Origin of the sequence: Azotosporobacter soli (assembly GCF_030542965.1) — a bacterium.
Lineage (GTDB): Bacteria > Bacillota > Negativicutes > SG130 > SG130 > Azotosporobacter > Azotosporobacter soli.
Window position 1 is genome coordinate 366136 of the sequence record NZ_JAUAOA010000003.1, and the last position, 16341, is coordinate 382476.

Below are 16341 nucleotides of genomic sequence, written 5' to 3' on the forward strand. Positions count from 1 at the left end.
CTGTAAGCCCTCCTCTCTTATTCAGAACCCTGATGGAAATAATGTTCTTTGTCGGCGCTGCGCCGGTATTGGATTTGCGGAATCACCAGCATCGCCGCGATGACCGCGAACATACCGACCATTGAAAAGTTTTTCATAATCACGCCGATCAACGGCCAGAGCGTATCCCAGTCGATATTGCCGTGCCAGCCGCCGTATTGATAAAGTTGGAAATACCATGCGGCAAACGCGCCGCCCGAAACTTGAATGAGCCCGGTGCAAAACGTCAGGATGCCCGCGGCTCTGACGCCGCCGAATTTATTGGCAAACACCGCTGTAGTTGCATTGTCGAAAAATACGGGAACAAAACCGGTGATGATCAGGATCGGCAATTTGAACAAGAACAGTCCGGCAATGGCAACAAACTGACCCAAACAGCCGAATAAGAAGCCGAAGAGTACCGTGTTTGGCGACGAGAAGCCGAAGGTAGCCGCACAGTCGACCGCCGGCAGCGCGCCCGGCAGCACTTTTTCCGAAATGCCGCGAAACGATTCGGTCAGCTCCGAGACAAACATTCTGACGCCGCTGATCAAGATAAACAGGTAGACCGAAAACAAAAGCGATTTGGACAAAATATATGTGGGAAACGCCAAGCTCGCCGGAAAACCGGCCTTATCAACGCCGCGCAGATACGGCTCGCCGAGAATTCCCATGATTACGCCGAAGAAGACGATCATCAGCACGCCGGTCGTGATGACATTATCATTGAACATCGAGAGCCAGCGCGGCAACTTGATGTTTTCCACCGTATGCTCAGGATCGCCAAGCAGCGGCGCCAGTTTGCTGGTCAGCCAGACCCAGCCCATCTGCTGATGTCCGACCGCGAATCCGCCGCCTTCAGTCAGTTCCTGCGTCGGCTCGACCGTCAGATTGGAGAACACGGCCCAATACGTGCCGGCCAAAATCCCGATCCACATCGCGCCTTCGATATTGCGCAGTTCCGGAATCGCAAAGAACACCAGCCAGGTACAGGTCGTCGCCTGTTGAATCATAATATGTCCGGTAAGAAACAAGGTTCGGCATTTTGTCTGCCGTCTGAATAAGACCAGTAAGATGTTCCAGCCGAAACCGACCATCAGCGACACCATCGTCCACGAGAGCGACATGCCGATGCTCTTGATCGCTTCCGAGGCCGCATTCAAACCGAAATAAGGATCGATGACCGCCGCATGCAGCGCAAAACGGTCATTCAGACCGGCTAAGATCGGCCTGAATGTATTGACCAGACCGCCGGCACCGACGTTCCAGATCATCATCCCGACCGCAGCCTTGATAAATCCGCCAAAGGCCTCGTAAATCGGTTTACCCAACAACAGATAGCCGATAAAAACCAGGATGCCGATGAAAAATTCCGGTTTCGTGAGAATATTGTCGGCAAACCCTTTCGATACTAGATTGATCGTGAGTAATATTTGCTCCACTGTTCCTAGTCCTCCTCTCACTTCTTCCCTGCATTTTCGTCAACAACTCAATTTTTCAGCAAACGATTCAATTCGTCGATGCTTTCAACTGTTGCCAGCGCTTCAAGAAAACCCTCTTCTGAAATCGCTTCGACCAAGGCCTGCAACATCTGCAGATGATTTTCACTATCGATCGAGGCCAGGACAAACAGCAATTGGGCCGCATGTTCCGGACTGTCGCTAAAGGCCACCGGTTCTTTGACGCGCATAAACGAGATCGCGGTCTGATGTACGCCGCTATTGCCGCCCTGCGCATGCGGCATCGCGACATTCGGCGCAATGACGATGTACGGACCGTGCGTGAGAATCGAATCAATCATCGCATCAATATACGACGCGTCAATCGCTCCATCTCTGACCAACGGCTCTGCTGCCGCCGCTACCGCCTCCTGCCAGGAGGCAAATTTCTCGGCAAAAAGCACGCGGTTTTCTGCAATCAATTGGTTAAACATACTTTCTCTCCCCTTCTCTTCTGCTTATCCAGCCGCATTTGAACATCCGTTCATCATTCAGTCATTTGTTCAAGCTCATTTTACCAAACAATCAGAAAATTCGTCAACGACTTTTCTGGACAATATCGTATATTGAACCGATGTGCATTTTTAGCTTTTTTCAATTTATTTTTGCAATTCAAATTGCAAAAATAAAAACAGCAGCAGGTGCACGATTTTTTTCTCGTTGTCTGCTGCTGTTTTTATTTTGTTTTCTATTTTACATGATGCCAATCCATTTCCAATAGGTCATGCCAAGCAGCAAAATCAAAAGATAGGCTGCCAGCGTGAGTGGAACACCCGTTTTAATGAAATCTTTTACTTCAAACGTCTCTGTACCATATGCCACCATGTTTTGCGGCGCGTTGACCGGCAGAATGAAACCGAAGCTGATCACGTATTGCAAGATCATTGTCATGCCGACCACATTGACGCCCGGCGTCTTGACGCTTTGCAGCACCGAGATCAGGATCGGAATAATCGCCGCCGCCAATGCGGTAGCGCTGGCAAAGCCCAGATGAATGACAATCAAGAACGCGGCTAAACTGGCAAGAATGCCGATTATCGGCATCGTCTGCAAGCCGAACCAGACAACGACAAACTGCGCCAGCCAGGCAGCCGCTTTAGTCGATAACAATGCCGAACCGAGACTGATTCCGGTACCGAACAGTACCAGCGTTCCCCAGGGAATCCTGTCCTGCGCCTCTTTCCAGTTCATGATCCCGATGCCAGGCAGCAGCATCAGCGCAATCGCCGCAAGCGTCGTCGACGAGGTATCAAACGAATGCAGGATCTTTTCCGTTGACCAGAAGAAGAGCAGCACGAGCGAGAGCGCCAGCAGTTTCTTTTCTGCCAGACTCATCGCGCCCAGCTCCTGCAGCGCTTTGGCGACAGTTTCTTTGCCGCCCGGCACTTCCTTCATTTCCGGCGGCATGACCTTTAAGAGGACGAAATAAAGCACCACCGACATGATGGCGGCAAACGGCGCCGCCGCGATAAACCACTCCATCCAGCTGATCGTCTGGCCCAGTTGCTTTTCAATAAAGCCCATTGCAATCATATTTTGCGCCGCTGCCGTTTTAATGCCGACATTCCAAATGCTGTCGGCCTGTGCAGTCGCAATCATTAAAATCCCGGCAAAACGACTCTTTTTATTTACGCCGAACGCGCTGATGATTCCCATCACGATTGGCACCATGCAGGAAACACGCGCCGTCGTGCTGGGCACAAAAAAGCTTAGAATCAGTCCGACCAAAATTACACCAATTAAAATGCGATTGGTTTTAGCTCCAATCTTAGAAAGAACCAAAAGCGCGATCCGCTTATCAAGCCCCGTCTTCGTCATCGCCGCGGCAATAAAGAGTGCGCCGCCGACCAAGGCCAACGCCGTATTGCTAAAACCACTCAGCGCGATTGTAAGCGCCTGCGTAGTGCCGATCAGCTTGTTCGGAGCCGCCATATCGGGCGCCAGACCGAGAATAAACGCGATCAGTGCGATGATTACCGCAGCGCTGACCGGATAGGAGATGCAGTCACTCATCCAGACAATAATGGAAAACACCAAAATTCCCAGCATCCGATGACCGGCAACCGGCAAACCGGCCGGCGTCGGCAGCAAGATGACCGCCGTCAGCGCCGCCAGCGCAAGCAGCAGCCCGTATCGCTTTGCGGCGCCGTTTTCATTTCTCGCTTCGCTCTTCTTTTCCATACGATTCCGCCTTTCTTTTTCTCTTAGTTGGAATCTTCCGTCTTTTCGCCAAAGTAAAAACGCTGCACAGCCGCACAAAGCAAAGCCAAAGACAGCGGAAAACGAATGTAACGTTTTGCTTTTTCGTTCTCCACGTTCTTTCACACGTCGTTGTGCAAGCGCGCAGCGCTTTCGTTTCTATTTTACCGATTCATAACCGAGACGCAGCGCCTCCATGTTTTTGGCAACGGTCGCCGGAGGTACACGGTGCGCAACCGCTTTTTGAATCGTTTCAAACGATACCACGTTCGTCACCTTGACTAAGACGCCAAGCGCGATGATATTGGCAAAGAGGTCGCGCCCCAGTTTTTCCTGCGCCAGACGCGTAATCGGCGTCTTAACGATTCGGCCGCCAAACACAGGTACTTCCGGAACCAAATCCTCATCGATAATTAAGATTCCGCTTGTCGGCAGATCGGCGATATATTTCTGCGCTGCCTGCTGCGTCATCGCGAGCACGACATTCGGCGTTACGACTTTCGGATGATAAATGAAACTGTCCGCAATGATGACCTCGGCCTTCGACGCGCCGCCGCGCGCTTCCGGTCCGTACGATTGCGACTGCACCGCTTCCTTGCCTTCCATGATCGCGGCTTCCGCCAAAATAATACCGGCGGTGATTACCCCTTGACCGCCCGAGCCTGATAATCGGATCTGGTTCATACTTCTCCCTCCCCTGCCATGCAGATGACCTGCGCATATTCGCTGCAATATTCGGGGAACTGGCTCTTATGCAGTACACCGGTCGGAATTTTTCCTTCGCGCTGTTCTTCGCTCATTTTTTCGTAAGCGATCAGCGGCACGGCTTGCTGGCTCATGCCTTTCAGCATCGCGGCCGCATCGCCGAGCTTGTTGCGACGGCCGTATGAGATCGGGCACGGCGTCATTGTTTCAACAAACGAAAACCCCTTATTGGCGATGCCCTCTGCAATCAGGTCAACCATCTGGTTCACATGATAGGCCGTACTGCGTGCAACATAGGTCGCACCGGCCGCCTTCGCCAATTCACAGGCGTCAAAAGCACGGTCGACGCTGCCATAAGGCGCAGTTGTCGCCTTCTTGCCGAGCGGCGTGAGCGGCGATGCCTGACCGCCGGTCATGCCGTAAATGTTGTTGTTAAACAAGACGACGGTCAGATCGACGTTGCGCCGTGCGCCATGGATGAAATGGTTGCCGCCGATAGCCGTGCAGTCGCCGTCGCCGGTGATGACGATGACGTTCAGTTCCGGATTTGCCAGCTTGATGCCGGTTGCAAACGGGATCGCCCGACCGTGCGCGGTATGCAGCGTGTCAAAGTCCATATAACCGGAAGCGCGCGATGAGCAGCCGATGCCGGATACGATCACCGTTTTGTTTTGATCAAGGCCCTGTTTGTCGATGGCCTGCGCAATCGCTTTCATCACGATGCCGTTGCCGCAGCCGGGACACCAGATATGGGGCAGACGATTCATACGGAAATATTTTTCGTGCGCTCTCACTTTGCCACCTCCGCGTTCAGGTCTTCTATCGCCGCGACGATTTCCTGCGGCGTAAAGATCTCCGTATCATATTTAGGCAGCGATACCACCTTGGCCTGTCCGGCAGCGACCCGCTCCACTTCCAGCACCAATTGGCCGTAATTCATTTCCGGCACCAGAATCGCTTTTGCCTGCGCCGCAATCTTCTTGATGATCTTGTCGGCGAACGGCCAGATCGTCATCAAGCGTACCATGCCGACCTTGACGCCTTTCTTGCGCGCCGCTTCCACGCCCGCATACGCGGTCCGCGCCGTGCCGCCGTAAGCGACGACAACGATTTCCGCGTCCTCCATGAAGAACTCATCATAATGCGTGATTTCATCCTGCGCGCGCATAATTTTTTCATGCAAACGGTGCGTGACATCTTTGGTCAGTTTAGCATTGCCGCTCGGAAAACCGGTTTCGTCATGAAAGAGACCGGTGACATGATAACGATGTCCGGTTCCGAAATCGGCCGGACTCGGCACCAAGTCGTCCATCGGTTTGAACGGTTTGTATGGTTCGCCTTCGGTTACGACCGGCTTGCGGCGCGGATAAACGTCGATTTCTTCGGGACGCGGCAGTACGACGCGCTCGCGCATATGCCCGACGACTTCATCGAGTAAGATGATGACTGGCGTACGAAACCGTTCTGCATAATTAACAGCCTTTACCGCAACATCAAACGATTCGCGCACGGTCCAAGGCGACAGCGCGATCATCGGATGATCGCCATGCGTACCCCAGCGCGCCTGCATGATATCTCCCTGCGAAGGAGATGTCGGCTGGCCGGTCGAAGGACCGGTCCGCTGCACATTGACGATAACAGCCGGAATTTCGGCAATGCAGCCATAACCAATCAATTCCTGTTTCAAAGAAAAGCCAGGGCCGGACGTCGCCGTCAGAACTTTTTTACCGGCCAGCGCCGCGCCAAGCACGACAGCAATACCGGCAATTTCATCTTCCATTTGGATGAACGTGCCGCCAAGCGCCGGCAGCGCTCCGGCCATGTGTTCGGCAATCTCGGTCGACGGCGTGATCGGATAACCGCCAAAAAAGCGCACGCCTGCGGCTAAAGCGCCTTCAGCGCAGGCTTCGTTGCCCTGCATCAATCTTGCTTCGCTCATTTGCTCACCTTCTTTTCCACATAAATGGCATAATCCGGACAGCGCAATTCGCACTGGCCGCAGCCGATACAGTCTTCACCTTTGAGGACTTGAACCTTACTCAAGGTATCGAGACCCAGCACTTGTTTCGGGCAGAGCCCGACGCAAATGTTGCAGCCTTTGCATCGCTCGCTGATAATTGTGATTTCGTGTTGCATACTGCGCCTCCCTGAATTTTTCTTCAATAATCTTCGCTCGACTGGCGGGATAAGCTGCAAACTGTTTGCGCCGCCATGCGAACCGCATCGCCTTTTACATTGACAACAAAGAACTGTTCTTCTCTGCGTTCAAAGAAAAATCCTCCAGCCAATGCAAGAAACTTTGGCTCACAAATGTGAAAAGCCTGCCGCAGCAGGCTTTCTCTTGCGAAACGAACCTCGTTGCCTCTCGTCAAAAACATCGCCTTGCTTCAGCAAATGATGCAGCCTGTTATTTCTCTATTTCCCGCAGCACTATTTCTTGCAACAATTCGTTTGTCCGTTTCACCGGGACTAAATTGTTAAAATTAATTCTATCATTCTCGACCACGCTGCGTCAAGGCGAACAACTTACACAAAAACGCCATTTCGCCCCTTGACACGTCATTGAATATTATGGTACCATTGGCATCATCAATTATATACTGACTTCATCGAGAGCAGCCGAGGGACTGGCCCTATGACGCTGCGGCAACCATCGCAATCTTGCGAACGGTGCCAAATCCATCAGGATCTTTCCTGACAGATGAAGAGCGGATCGCCTCGTAAGCCGATCGAGCCTCTTCACTGTGTGAAGAGGCTTTTCCTTATTTTAAACGGCTATAAAGGAGAATTACACTATGTCAAACACCTTACTGCCTTACGCTTCCGAAAAAGCCAGCCAGTTCAGCGAATCGGTCATCCGTGAAATGTCGCGCATCGCCGCCGCGCATCAGGCGATCAATCTCGCACAGGGTTTCCCCGACTTTCCTGCGCCGAACGAAATCAAAGAGGCCGCGGTCACGGCAATTAACAGCGATTACAATCAATATGCGATCACCTGGGGCAGTCAGTCGCTGCGTGAAGCGATCGCCTGGAAGAGCCGGCGCGATTACGGCATCGAACTCGATCCGCAGCGCCAAATCACCGTTTGCTGCGGCTCAACGGAAGGCATGATCGCCACGCTACTCGCTACCGTCAATCCAGGCGATGAAGTGATCATTTTCCAGCCTTTCTACGAAAATTATGGACCCGACGCCATCTTGTGCGGTGCGACGCCGCGCTATGTCGCGCTGCAGCCGCCGTCCTTCTCTTTCTCGCCGGACGAACTGAGCGCCGCTTTTAATGAACGCACCCGAGCCATTATCATCAACACGCCGAATAACCCGACCGGCAAAGTTTTTAACCGTGACGAACTGCAGCTGATCGCCGATCTTTGCATCAAACACGACGTCCTAGCGATCACCGATGAGATTTATGAGCACATCTTATTCGACGGCGCGCTTCATGTCCCGCTTTATACGTTGCCTCAGATGGCGGAGCGCACCATCGTGATCAATAGCATTTCAAAGACTTACAGCGTTACCGGCTGGCGGATCGGTTTCATTCTCGCTTCGTCGGAAATCACGCAGTCGATCCGCAAGGTCCATGACTTTCTCACGGTCGGCGCGGCCGCGCCGCTCCAGGAAGCCGCAGCGGCCGCATTGCGCTGGGAACCAGCCTATTATCAGGAGCTGGCCGAATTTTACCGCGCACGGCGCGATTATCTGCTGCGTGAACTGACACAGCTCGGCTTTTCCTGCTGCACGCCAAGCGGCGCATATTACATCATGGCCGACATCACGCCGCTCGGCTGGGACAACGATATCGCCTTCTCCCGCTACCTGGCCGAAGAGGTCGGCGTTGCGGTCGTTCCCGGTTCGAGCTTTTATCAATCGGATCATCCCAAGCGTCATCACTTCGTCCGCTTTTGCTTCTGCAAAAAGATTTCCACACTGGAAGCCGCGGTCGAACGACTGCAAAAATTGAAGGAGGTTCCACGAAAATGAATCGAAAACGCTTTTTCTTACCGACACTCTTAGCCGTCATCAGCCTCTTGACCGCCTTCGCCGCCGGTTGTTCAAACGGCGCAGCGCCAGGCAGCGATAAGCCTTTGAAATTAGGCGTCACCGCCGGGCCTCACGCCGAAGTCGCCGAAATCGTGAAAAAAACAGCGGAAAAAGACGGCCTCAAAATCGAAATCGTCGAATTCAGCGATTACGTCCAGCCCAACGCGGCTTTAAGTCAGGGCGATATCAAAGCCAATAGTTTTCAGCATCAGCCCTACCTCGACAATGTCGTCAAAGACCGTAAGTTTGAAATCGTTTCGGTAGCCAAGACCATTCTTTTCCCGATGGGCATTTACTCGCAGAAACTGAAAACGATGCAAGATTTGCCGAACGGTGCCGTGATCGCCATTCCCAATGACCCGACCAACGGCGGGCGCGCCTTGCTGCTCTTGGAAAAAGCCGGTTTGTTGAGACTGAAAGAAGGCATCGGCCATACCGCGACGCCGACTGACATTGTAAGCAATCCGAAGAACCTGCGCTTCAAAGAACTCGACGCAGCACAGATTCCGCGTTCGCTGGGCGATCTCGATCTTGCCGCCATCAATACCAATTATGCAATGACAGCCGGTCTGTTGCCGACCAAAGACGCGCTGCTCTTAGAGGACGGCAATTCACCTTACGCCAATGTCATCGCAGTGCAAACGAAAGATAAGAACGATCCGGCAATCGCCAAGCTGATCAAAGCCTATCAGTCACCGGAAGTGAAAGCTTTCGTCGCTGAACATTTCAAAGGCGCGGCCATTGCCGCCTGGTAAAGCATAATAAAACAGCCGGGAGGTGAACGGGCTTAGCCTGCTTCACCTCTCGGCTGTTTTATTATTTTCCTTTGCGCACTGTCCAAGCGTCGATCAAAGCACCGCTTTGCATAAACGATTTCACGCTCAGTTCGCCGCCGTTGACTTCGACCGTCATATAATTCGGCTCGTCAATCGGGTTGAAGAAGAATTCATCCCAGTCCTTGGCCAGCGTCGCCTTATATGTCTTGGTTCCGCTCCGGCCGCAGGTCACGTAGATCGTGCCTTGCGCAGACTCTTGCATAATTTGTCCGCCGTAGAGCGGATAACTGCGGACATAATCATGATCATGTCCGGCAAAGACGATGTCGACATGATACTTGTCGAACAGCGGCGTCAATCCGTCGCGCAACTCTTCATCGCCGGGCTTCGGGCGGTTATGGTAGGGCGGGCGATGGATCAGCACCACCTTCCACTGTTTGGCGCTGGCCGCCAAGTCCTGTTCCAGCCAACTTTTTTGCAGCTCCAGCATATTGGCGACGAAACTTCGTTCTTCGCCGAGCTGACTGTCGAGCACACTGAAATGAACATTGCCATAGTCAAACGAATACACTTGCCCCTTCAGCCCTTCCGGTCCGTTGCTAGGAACCTTGAGCTGTGAGGTAAAAAGCGTCGGCAGCGAGAATTTGGCTTCCGGCGTATACGTTTCATGGTTGCCGACTACCGGGACAAGCGGAATTGCGTCAATAACTCCTTTTCCGGCGTTAAGCCAGCCATTCCACTGGCCGTAGTCCTGTCCGACATCGACCAGATCACCGACGTTGACGAGAAACGCGGCATCCTGGTTGGCCTGATATGCCTGATGCAGCGTCTTTTGCCACAGTTCATACGTATAGGATTGCGAATCGCCAAACATCAAAAACTTAAATTTTTCTGGCCGCGCCGGCGCGGTCGTGAAACTGTTGATCTCGCTCCACTCTTCACCGTCACCGACCCGGTACAGATAACGGCTGCCGGGTATGAGACCGGTCAGCGTGACCGAATGGATGCTCATGTTCCCCGCATTGCTCGCCAGTTCTTCCGCCTGCGCCTGTGCCGTACGGGGATTCACGGGCAAAGTGAAACCGTTCGTGACCTGCGCATATTGTACAAGCCCAGATTTCGCTGTGACGTCCGTTCGCCAGGTCACGGTCTGCGTCGTTTTCGGATCGGAGGCCCAGGTCAGCGTGACATGATCCGGCGCCGCCTTCGCGCCGCTCGGTCCCGACAGCAGCAAGGCCAATGCTGTGACCGCCGCGACGCCGAACAGCATGGCGCATTGGATTATTCGTTTTCTTTGCAGCATAGCATCCTCTCCTTTTTCCGCTATTCGTTCTCTTTTAAAATGTATCATCGCTCTTAGCACTATGCAAGCATGAAAAGCACTTCCATTAGACTTTTTCCCTCAATCTTAGTATGATAGGTAAAGTGTTCGTTTCTTCTTGCGCCACTGCGCAAAATACTTCCCAGGATGTGATTCGATGAATTTTGAAAACCTTCCCCTGCTGATCATTCTCGTCTTAGGCGTATTGGGCAATAACCATACCGTATCGATAGCTGCCCTGATTCTGCTGCTCATCAAGCTGCTCGGGTTCGGCCAATGGTTCCCTTTTATCGAAGCGCACGGCATCAATATCGGCGTGATCATTCTGACCCTGGCCGTTCTTGTACCGCTTGCGCAAGGGCGCATCGACGCAGGCGACATCGCAAGTGCACTAAAATCTCCTGTCGGTCTTGTCGCGGTAGCGGTTGGAATTTTTGTCGCCTGGGTCGCCGCCCAAGGCGTACCGTTCATGAAAGGCTCACCGGAAACAGTGACCGCGCTGGTAACCGGCACGATCATCGGCGTCTGTTTTTTCAACGGCCTGGCCGTGGGACCTCTCATCGCCGGTGGTATGGTTTCTTTACTCGTCAGCTTATCCGGTTTATGGAAGCAATGATTACAAGCAAGAGGGTGTCGCAAAAAGGTTGTTTAAAACCTTTTTTGCGACACCCTCTTGCCTTTTCTAGCCATTCAGATCTGAGATCGGCAGCTTGATAGTAAAGGTGGTTCCCTGGCCGAGTTCGCTTGCCACACTGATCTCGCCGCCATGCTTCTTGACGATATCGTAGCTGACGCTCAATCCAAGCCCTGTACCTTCACCAATTTCCTTCGTCGTGTAGAACGGTTCGAAGATGCGGTTTATCGCTTCCGGCTCAATCCCTTTGCCCGTATCGGAAACGCTGATGAAGATAAATTTCCCTTCCTGCCAGCTGCGGATTGCGATTCGTCCGCTGCCTTCGATGGCCTGCACCGCATTGAGCAAAAGATTCATGAACACCTGGTTCAGTTGTCCCAGATTGCAGTTGATATCGGGGATGACGCCCAGATCTTTCTCGACCGCAGCCTTGTACTTCAGCTCGTTCCAAATGATATTGACCGTGCTTTCAATACCTTCATTGACGTTGGATATTTTTCGCACGTCATCGAAGCGGGCAAAACTTTTCAAATCCTGTACGATTTTTTTGACCCGATCGGCGCCATCCAACGTCTCTTTCAGCAAATCCTGCGTATCGGCCAACAGATAGTCAATCTCAAGTCTTGTTCTCGCTTGCTCCAGTTCGGCCGTCAACGCAGCGATCCGTTCTTGGCACTGCTGACATTGCACATGCTCTTTGGGCAGTTGCAAAAGCGCCGCCTTGAACTCGTCCTGTACGGCCAGGAACGCGTTCAGCTTCTCGGTATAGCTTTGCAACATCCCCAGGTTGCTGATGATATAGCCCATTGGATTATTGATCTCATGCGCGACGCCAGCCGCCAGCTGACCGATCGAAGCCATTTTTTCCTGTTGCACGATCTGCGACTGCATATTCTTCAACTCGGCGTACGCCGCCTCTATTTCCGCTCTTTTTTGTTCCAGCTTCGTTTCCGCGCGTTTTCTTTCCGCAACTTCTCCCTGCAGCGCATCATTGGAGCGTTGCAGCACATGATTGAGCGAAAAGAGTTCCTGCGTCCGGATATCGACTTGCACTTCCAGACCGTCGCGCGCTTGTTGCAGCGCGTCTCTGTCCTTTTTCTGCTGCCAGAGGCCCCTCAACAGCGGCATGATGAACAAAATGATGATCAGGCTGCTGCCGCTAGCCGCAAGATAATAGCTCTGGCTGCGTTTGTTCAGATCGGCAAACACTGCCGCTTCTGAAACGCCGACACTGACGACGAGCGGATAGTCCTGTAAGGTTCGATAACTGTAGACCCGTTTTGTGCCATCAACCGCGCTGTTCGAAATATAGTGGCCTTCGCTTTTCTCTTTCAAGGCTTCCATCAGCGGCGCGCCGTTCAGATCCTGGCCGATTTCCGCATTGTCGCCGGAGCGCCGGGCCCGGATGATGCCGTCCGTGCCAACAAGTGCAATCGATGAATCCGGCCCCAAGTCAAGTCGTTTGTAAAATTCAGTGAAGTAAAACGGATCGACCGACACGACGACAACGCCGCCGAAGGAGCCGTCCGCCTTATTGATCCTGCGCGTCATCTGAATCGACCATTTGCCGGAGGAACGTCCCAAAACCGGTTTACTGATGAACAGCTTGTCGCTGTCCGAATTCAAATGGACTTTGAAATGTTCACGGTCTTTCAACGATGATGGGACGAAGGGTTCTTGGCTGCTGACACGCAGCTCGCCGCGTGCATCAATGATGCCAAGCAAAACGAAGGGCTGATCGGTCAGACGGCCTTCTTTGATGTAACCAGGTATGCCGATCCACTCATTGCTTTTTTCATATTCATATTTTAAGAATAAGACCGTCTGATCGACGCTCTTGATCGTACGCAGCGTGTGCTCTTCGAAGGAACGGGCAAAGTTCCCTGTCTCGCGTACGGCATTATTGATTGCAATCGTCCTCTCGTCTTCAAGTTTTAAGTATACTCCGCCCCAGATGACGCAAAGTAGAAAGAGGCCGAACAGAATGACTCCCACGACGATTGCACGAAAGGAAATCGGTTTTTCCATGGCTCTCCCATCCTTTCTTTGCCTGCTCTTATAAGATCAGTACCGCATAAAGGAAAAATCCGATGCCAACCGAACCGACGCCGCTGCCCACATACCAATATAGATAGGTTTTGTTAATCGCGGCGAGCGATGAGAGCAAGATGCCGACCTGCAAAAACATCAGCGCCTGCCCCAGAACATTATTGTACTTTTGCGCCATGTCGCGTTCCTGTTCGAGCTTCTTGGCCGCCTGCTCAATTTCAGTGCGTTCCTGACGGTAGCGTTCCACTTCCCGGTCAAAAATTTGCAGTTGCTTGACTACCTCAGGATTGCGCAGTGCCGCCGGCGTCATCGCCGCCAAACTGTCGCGCTGCACCTTGTATGTGGTTTCTTTTATGCTTTTCGCCTGATAATAGGCCCATTGATCCGACGCCTGGCTTTGCGCCAGCACCATACGATTACCGTATCCGGCCGCCTTGAAGGCAGACAGCGTCGCGCAGGCCGCAAGCAGCAGCGTCGTAATCGCGATAAAAGTCGTGATCTTGTCTTTCCATGTTTTTTTATTTGTATTGTCGCTCAAACGATAACCCCTTTTTCTTTTTCTTTTTCTTTAACTTTCATTTTCCTGCAGACAGACTCGATTGCGCCCCGCCTGCTTGGCTCTGTACATCGCCCGATCCGCGGCTGCCACCAGGATATCCGCCTCGAGCGACAGCGTTGGCAAAACCGCCGCAACGCCCAGACTGACGGTCACACAGCTTGCGACGCTGGAACCGGCATGCGGCAGATTGGCCGCTTCAATCGCATGGCGCATCTGCTCGGCAATTTGCGCCGCGCCCTGCAGATCACATTCCGGCAAGAGGAGGACAAATTCCTCGCCGCCAAAGCGGCCCGCCAGATCAGAGGCCCGTTTCGCAGCAGTCTTCAGTTCTGCGGCAATAAACTTCAGACATTCGTCGCCCGCGAGATGTCCGTACGTATCATTATACGATTTGAATTGATCGGCATCGAGCATGATCAGCGCGACGGAGGTTTGATCGCGCAAGCCTCTTTTCCACTCCCGCTGCAGCGCCGCATCAAAGGAACGCCGGTTGGCGATGCCCGTCAGACCGTCAAGCTGCGAAACGAGACGCAGTTCTTCATTGGCCGACTGCAGCGCGCGCGTGCGTTCTTCGACCTGCCGTTCCAGACTTTCTCTGGCCCGACCGATTTCCGCATCGCGTCTTGCCAGCTGCTCTGCCAGCGAATTGAAGGCATGCGCCAATTGATTGATCTCATCCTGCCCCTTTGTGCGCAGACGGATGCCCCAGTCACCGGTGCCCAAGCGCTTCACCGCTTCGGCGATATTGACGATCGGTTTGGAGAGCGCACCGGCGATCGCAAGGCCGAGCGCAACCGCCAGCGTCGTCGCCAGCACCAGGACGATCAGACTGCGCCGCTTGATTTCATCAACGCTGCGCATCGCTTCCTCTTTCGCCTGTTCGACAATGACGCCCATCTTCGTGCGCGCAACGGGACTATAGCCGACCAAGCGCAATTTCCCGTCCCTTTCATATTCGAGCCAGCCGCTTTCTCCCAAGAGCGCCGTACGCACGGGCGCAACGCTCGATTCGTCCATACCGTTTTCGATCAGCCCCAGCTCCGGATGAATAATCACCTTGCCCTGCTGGTTGATCACATAGGCGGCTCCGCTTTGCCCGCTTCGCTTCGCGCCGATGCGCTGAATCAATTTTTCCAGCTCGAGATTGATGATCAGCACGCCGCTCATCTCGCTCTCATTCTCCCGGTAAATCGGCTCCGCGATCACGATGCCCAACTTTCGCGTGCTGTATGCGCGAAGCACTTCCGATATCGCCGTTTTTCCGCTTTGCTTCAGTACCTGAAAATAAGGGCGTTCGTTGTAGTCGATCGTCGTATCAGGTTTCTTCCCATCCCAGCGCGCCACTTGGCGGCCGTTCCTGTCCGCCACAACCGCCAATTGCACATCGGGATACTGCTCGACAATATAACGCAGCACCGGCTGCTGGCGCGCCGGGTTCATCGAAAGAATCTCCTCATTGTTGGCCAGAAGATTCAGCATGCGTATCTTTTCGGCAAAAGTCCAGTCGATCTCGCTCGCGATCTGCTCGGCCTGTTCCTGGTTTCGCTCTTCCACGGCAAGCGTCATCGCTTCTTCATACGGCCGCCAGGTAATCAGCGTGGTGGTTAAAAGCGGCAGCGTCGTCATGATGACGAAGGCGATGCCGAGCTTTTGCCGTAACGATAAATTTCGCCATAAGCGTGTAAGAAAAAACTCCTCTTCATTTTTCCGGCGCATCCGCAGTCACCTTCTTCCGCCAACTCCAACGCCGCACTTGATGCGCCGGGCCACTTGCATTTCGTTCCTGCTTACTTCGCCGCCACCCCCGTTAAACTCCTCCTGCAATAAATCAGGACCACCCGTCTAACGGGTGGTTTGCTTTAGCCCTATAAGGGCATAATACTGGCTGAGTCTCAAGACTCGCTGAATAGTCCGCCAACCGCATAGCCTTTTCAGTCTACCCCTAAAGGGGTCTTATTTCGACTTTTTTGCTGGCTCACCCGTGAACGGGTCAACTAGCTCTTTCAAAGTAAGTTGCTCGGCGATCACATCGTCTTTTAACTGATTTTTGATATACTCTTCAATTGCTTTTTTATTTCGACCTACTGTATCTACATAGTATCCTTTACACCAAAACTGTCGATTGCCATATCGATATTTCAAGTTCGCATGCCTATCAAATATCATTAATGAACTCTTTCCTTTTAGATACCCCACAAAACTTGACACGCTTATTTTCGGCGGTATGCTTACCAACATGTGAACGTGATCCGGGCAAGCACTTGCTTCTATAATTTCAACACCTTTATGTTCGCATAGCTTTCTCAGTATAACTCCGATATCACTTTTTATTTTCCCATATATGATTTGTCTTCTGTATTTCGGTGCGAAAACTATATGGTATTTGCATTTCCATTTTGTGTGTGCTAAACTGCTGTTATCCATTTTGGATACTCCTCCTTTGTTAGTTTATGCGGTCGGCAAACCTGCATTTATTCTAGCAAAGGAGGCTTTTCTTTTCTACTTATAGCTATAAGCTTTCCGGAACCACACGCCTAG

16 protein-coding genes and 1 riboswitch are annotated in these 16341 nt (G+C 52.7%); of the genes, 4 read left to right on the forward strand and 12 right to left on the reverse strand.

Features of this window, described 5'->3' with window-relative positions; translation table 11 throughout:
* Positions 1-17: 17 nt before the first annotated feature.
* The 7 genes from QTL79_RS05525 to QTL79_RS05555 all read right to left on the reverse strand — a co-directional run bounded on the left by QTL79_RS05525 (position 18) and on the right by QTL79_RS05555 (position 6557).
* Complete coding sequence (locus QTL79_RS05525; protein ID WP_346353951.1) at positions 18-1460, reverse strand: PTS sugar transporter subunit IIC; 1443 nt, start codon at positions 1458-1460, stop codon at positions 18-20.
* 47 nt (positions 1461-1507) lie between these two features.
* Positions 1508-1951, reverse strand: a complete 444-nt coding sequence (locus QTL79_RS05530) for a PTS sugar transporter subunit IIA (RefSeq protein WP_346353952.1) — start codon at positions 1949-1951, stop codon at positions 1508-1510.
* A gap of 259 nt (positions 1952-2210) precedes the next feature.
* Complete coding sequence (locus tag QTL79_RS05535) at positions 2211-3698, reverse strand: DASS family sodium-coupled anion symporter (protein WP_346353953.1); 1488 nt, start codon at positions 3696-3698, stop codon at positions 2211-2213.
* Between the two features lie 177 nt (positions 3699-3875).
* Positions 3876-4400 carry a 2-oxoacid:acceptor oxidoreductase family protein gene (locus tag QTL79_RS05540; protein WP_346353954.1) on the reverse strand — a complete coding sequence of 175 codons (525 nt, stop codon included), beginning with the start codon at positions 4398-4400 and terminating at the stop codon, positions 3876-3878.
* Positions 4397-5188, reverse strand: coding sequence for a 2-oxoacid:ferredoxin oxidoreductase subunit beta (locus tag QTL79_RS05545; protein WP_346353977.1), 792 nt, complete (start codon positions 5186-5188; stop codon positions 4397-4399). Before QTL79_RS05545 ends, QTL79_RS05540 begins: the two co-directional genes overlap by 4 nt.
* Before the next feature lie 23 nt (positions 5189-5211).
* Positions 5212-6360 carry a 2-oxoacid:acceptor oxidoreductase subunit alpha gene (locus QTL79_RS05550; RefSeq protein ID WP_346353955.1) on the reverse strand — a complete coding sequence of 383 codons (1149 nt, stop codon included), beginning with the start codon at positions 6358-6360 and terminating at the stop codon, positions 5212-5214.
* Positions 6357-6557 carry a 4Fe-4S dicluster domain-containing protein gene (locus QTL79_RS05555; RefSeq protein WP_346353956.1) on the reverse strand — a complete coding sequence of 67 codons (201 nt, stop codon included), beginning with the start codon at positions 6555-6557 and terminating at the stop codon, positions 6357-6359. The genes QTL79_RS05550 and QTL79_RS05555 overlap by 4 nt, the downstream gene beginning before the upstream one ends.
* Before the next feature lie 65 nt (positions 6558-6622).
* Here QTL79_RS05555 and QTL79_RS05560 point away from each other — a divergent pair, with 65 nt between their 5' ends.
* The 3 genes from QTL79_RS05560 to QTL79_RS05570 all read left to right on the forward strand — a co-directional run bounded on the left by QTL79_RS05560 (position 6623) and on the right by QTL79_RS05570 (position 9219).
* Positions 6623-6976 carry a hypothetical protein gene (locus QTL79_RS05560; protein ID WP_346353957.1) on the forward strand — a complete coding sequence of 118 codons (354 nt, stop codon included), beginning with the start codon at positions 6623-6625 and terminating at the stop codon, positions 6974-6976.
* A 48-nt stretch (positions 6977-7024) separates the two neighbouring features.
* Positions 7025-7129, forward strand: a riboswitch (SAM riboswitch).
* A gap of 87 nt (positions 7130-7216) precedes the next feature.
* Complete coding sequence (locus tag QTL79_RS05565; protein ID WP_346353958.1) at positions 7217-8404, forward strand: pyridoxal phosphate-dependent aminotransferase; 1188 nt, start codon at positions 7217-7219, stop codon at positions 8402-8404.
* Entirely contained in the window at positions 8401-9219 is an 819-nt protein-coding gene (locus QTL79_RS05570; RefSeq protein ID WP_346353959.1) for a MetQ/NlpA family ABC transporter substrate-binding protein, read from the forward strand. The genes QTL79_RS05565 and QTL79_RS05570 overlap by 4 nt, the downstream gene beginning before the upstream one ends.
* 61 nt (positions 9220-9280) lie before the next feature.
* Here the strand turns inward: QTL79_RS05570 and QTL79_RS05575 are convergent, their stop codons facing one another.
* Positions 9281-10543, reverse strand: a complete 1263-nt coding sequence (locus QTL79_RS05575) for a purple acid phosphatase family protein (RefSeq protein WP_346353960.1) — start codon at positions 10541-10543, stop codon at positions 9281-9283.
* A gap of 175 nt (positions 10544-10718) precedes the next feature.
* Here QTL79_RS05575 and QTL79_RS05580 point away from each other — a divergent pair, with 175 nt between their 5' ends.
* A complete protein-coding gene (locus QTL79_RS05580; protein ID WP_346353961.1) occupies positions 10719-11177 on the forward strand; it encodes a DUF441 domain-containing protein in 459 nt (152 codons plus the stop codon).
* A 66-nt stretch (positions 11178-11243) separates the two neighbouring features.
* Here QTL79_RS05580 and QTL79_RS05585 read toward each other — a convergent pair whose 3' ends face one another.
* The 4 genes from QTL79_RS05585 to tnpA form a co-directional block, all read right to left on the reverse strand.
* Entirely contained in the window at positions 11244-13223 is a 1980-nt protein-coding gene (locus QTL79_RS05585) for an ATP-binding protein (protein ID WP_346353962.1), read from the reverse strand.
* Between the two features lie 28 nt (positions 13224-13251).
* On the reverse strand, positions 13252-13782 hold the full coding sequence (locus QTL79_RS05590) for a DUF4337 domain-containing protein (RefSeq protein ID WP_346353963.1): 531 nt from the start codon (positions 13780-13782) through the stop codon (positions 13252-13254).
* A 30-nt stretch (positions 13783-13812) separates the two neighbouring features.
* Positions 13813-15519 (reverse strand): sensor domain-containing diguanylate cyclase, encoded by a 1707-nt coding sequence (locus tag QTL79_RS05595; RefSeq protein WP_346353964.1) that lies wholly within the window; start codon positions 15517-15519, stop codon positions 13813-13815.
* A 237-nt stretch (positions 15520-15756) separates the two neighbouring features.
* On the reverse strand, positions 15757-16227 hold the full coding sequence (tnpA, locus tag QTL79_RS05600; RefSeq protein ID WP_346353254.1) for an IS200/IS605 family transposase: 471 nt from the start codon (positions 16225-16227) through the stop codon (positions 15757-15759).
* Positions 16228-16341: the final 114 nt, after the last annotated feature.

Coding starts and splice junctions, on each gene's coding strand:
- QTL79_RS05530 (WP_346353952.1), bottom strand. CDS start 1,951: ATGTTTAACCAATTGATTGCAGAAAACCGCGTGCTTTTTGCCGAGAAA.
- QTL79_RS05535 (WP_346353953.1), bottom strand. CDS start 3,698: ATGGAAAAGAAGAGCGAAGCGAGAAATGAAAACGGCGCCGCAAAGCGA.
- QTL79_RS05540 (WP_346353954.1), bottom strand. CDS start 4,400: ATGAACCAGATCCGATTATCAGGCTCGGGCGGTCAAGGGGTAATCACC.
- QTL79_RS05545 (WP_346353977.1), bottom strand. CDS start 5,188: ATGAATCGTCTGCCCCATATCTGGTGTCCCGGCTGCGGCAACGGCATC.
- QTL79_RS05550 (WP_346353955.1), bottom strand. CDS start 6,360: ATGAGCGAAGCAAGATTGATGCAGGGCAACGAAGCCTGCGCTGAAGGC.
- QTL79_RS05555 (WP_346353956.1), bottom strand. CDS start 6,557: ATGCAACACGAAATCACAATTATCAGCGAGCGATGCAAAGGCTGCAAC.
- QTL79_RS05565 (WP_346353958.1), top strand. CDS start 7,217: ATGTCAAACACCTTACTGCCTTACGCTTCCGAAAAAGCCAGCCAGTTC.
- QTL79_RS05570 (WP_346353959.1), top strand. CDS start 8,401: ATGAATCGAAAACGCTTTTTCTTACCGACACTCTTAGCCGTCATCAGC.
- QTL79_RS05575 (WP_346353960.1), bottom strand. CDS start 10,543: ATGCTGCAAAGAAAACGAATAATCCAATGCGCCATGCTGTTCGGCGTC.
- QTL79_RS05580 (WP_346353961.1), top strand. CDS start 10,719: ATGAATTTTGAAAACCTTCCCCTGCTGATCATTCTCGTCTTAGGCGTA.
- QTL79_RS05585 (WP_346353962.1), bottom strand. CDS start 13,223: ATGGAAAAACCGATTTCCTTTCGTGCAATCGTCGTGGGAGTCATTCTG.
- QTL79_RS05595 (WP_346353964.1), bottom strand. CDS start 15,519: ATGCGCCGGAAAAATGAAGAGGAGTTTTTTCTTACACGCTTATGGCGA.
- tnpA (WP_346353254.1), bottom strand. CDS start 16,227: ATGGATAACAGCAGTTTAGCACACACAAAATGGAAATGCAAATACCAT.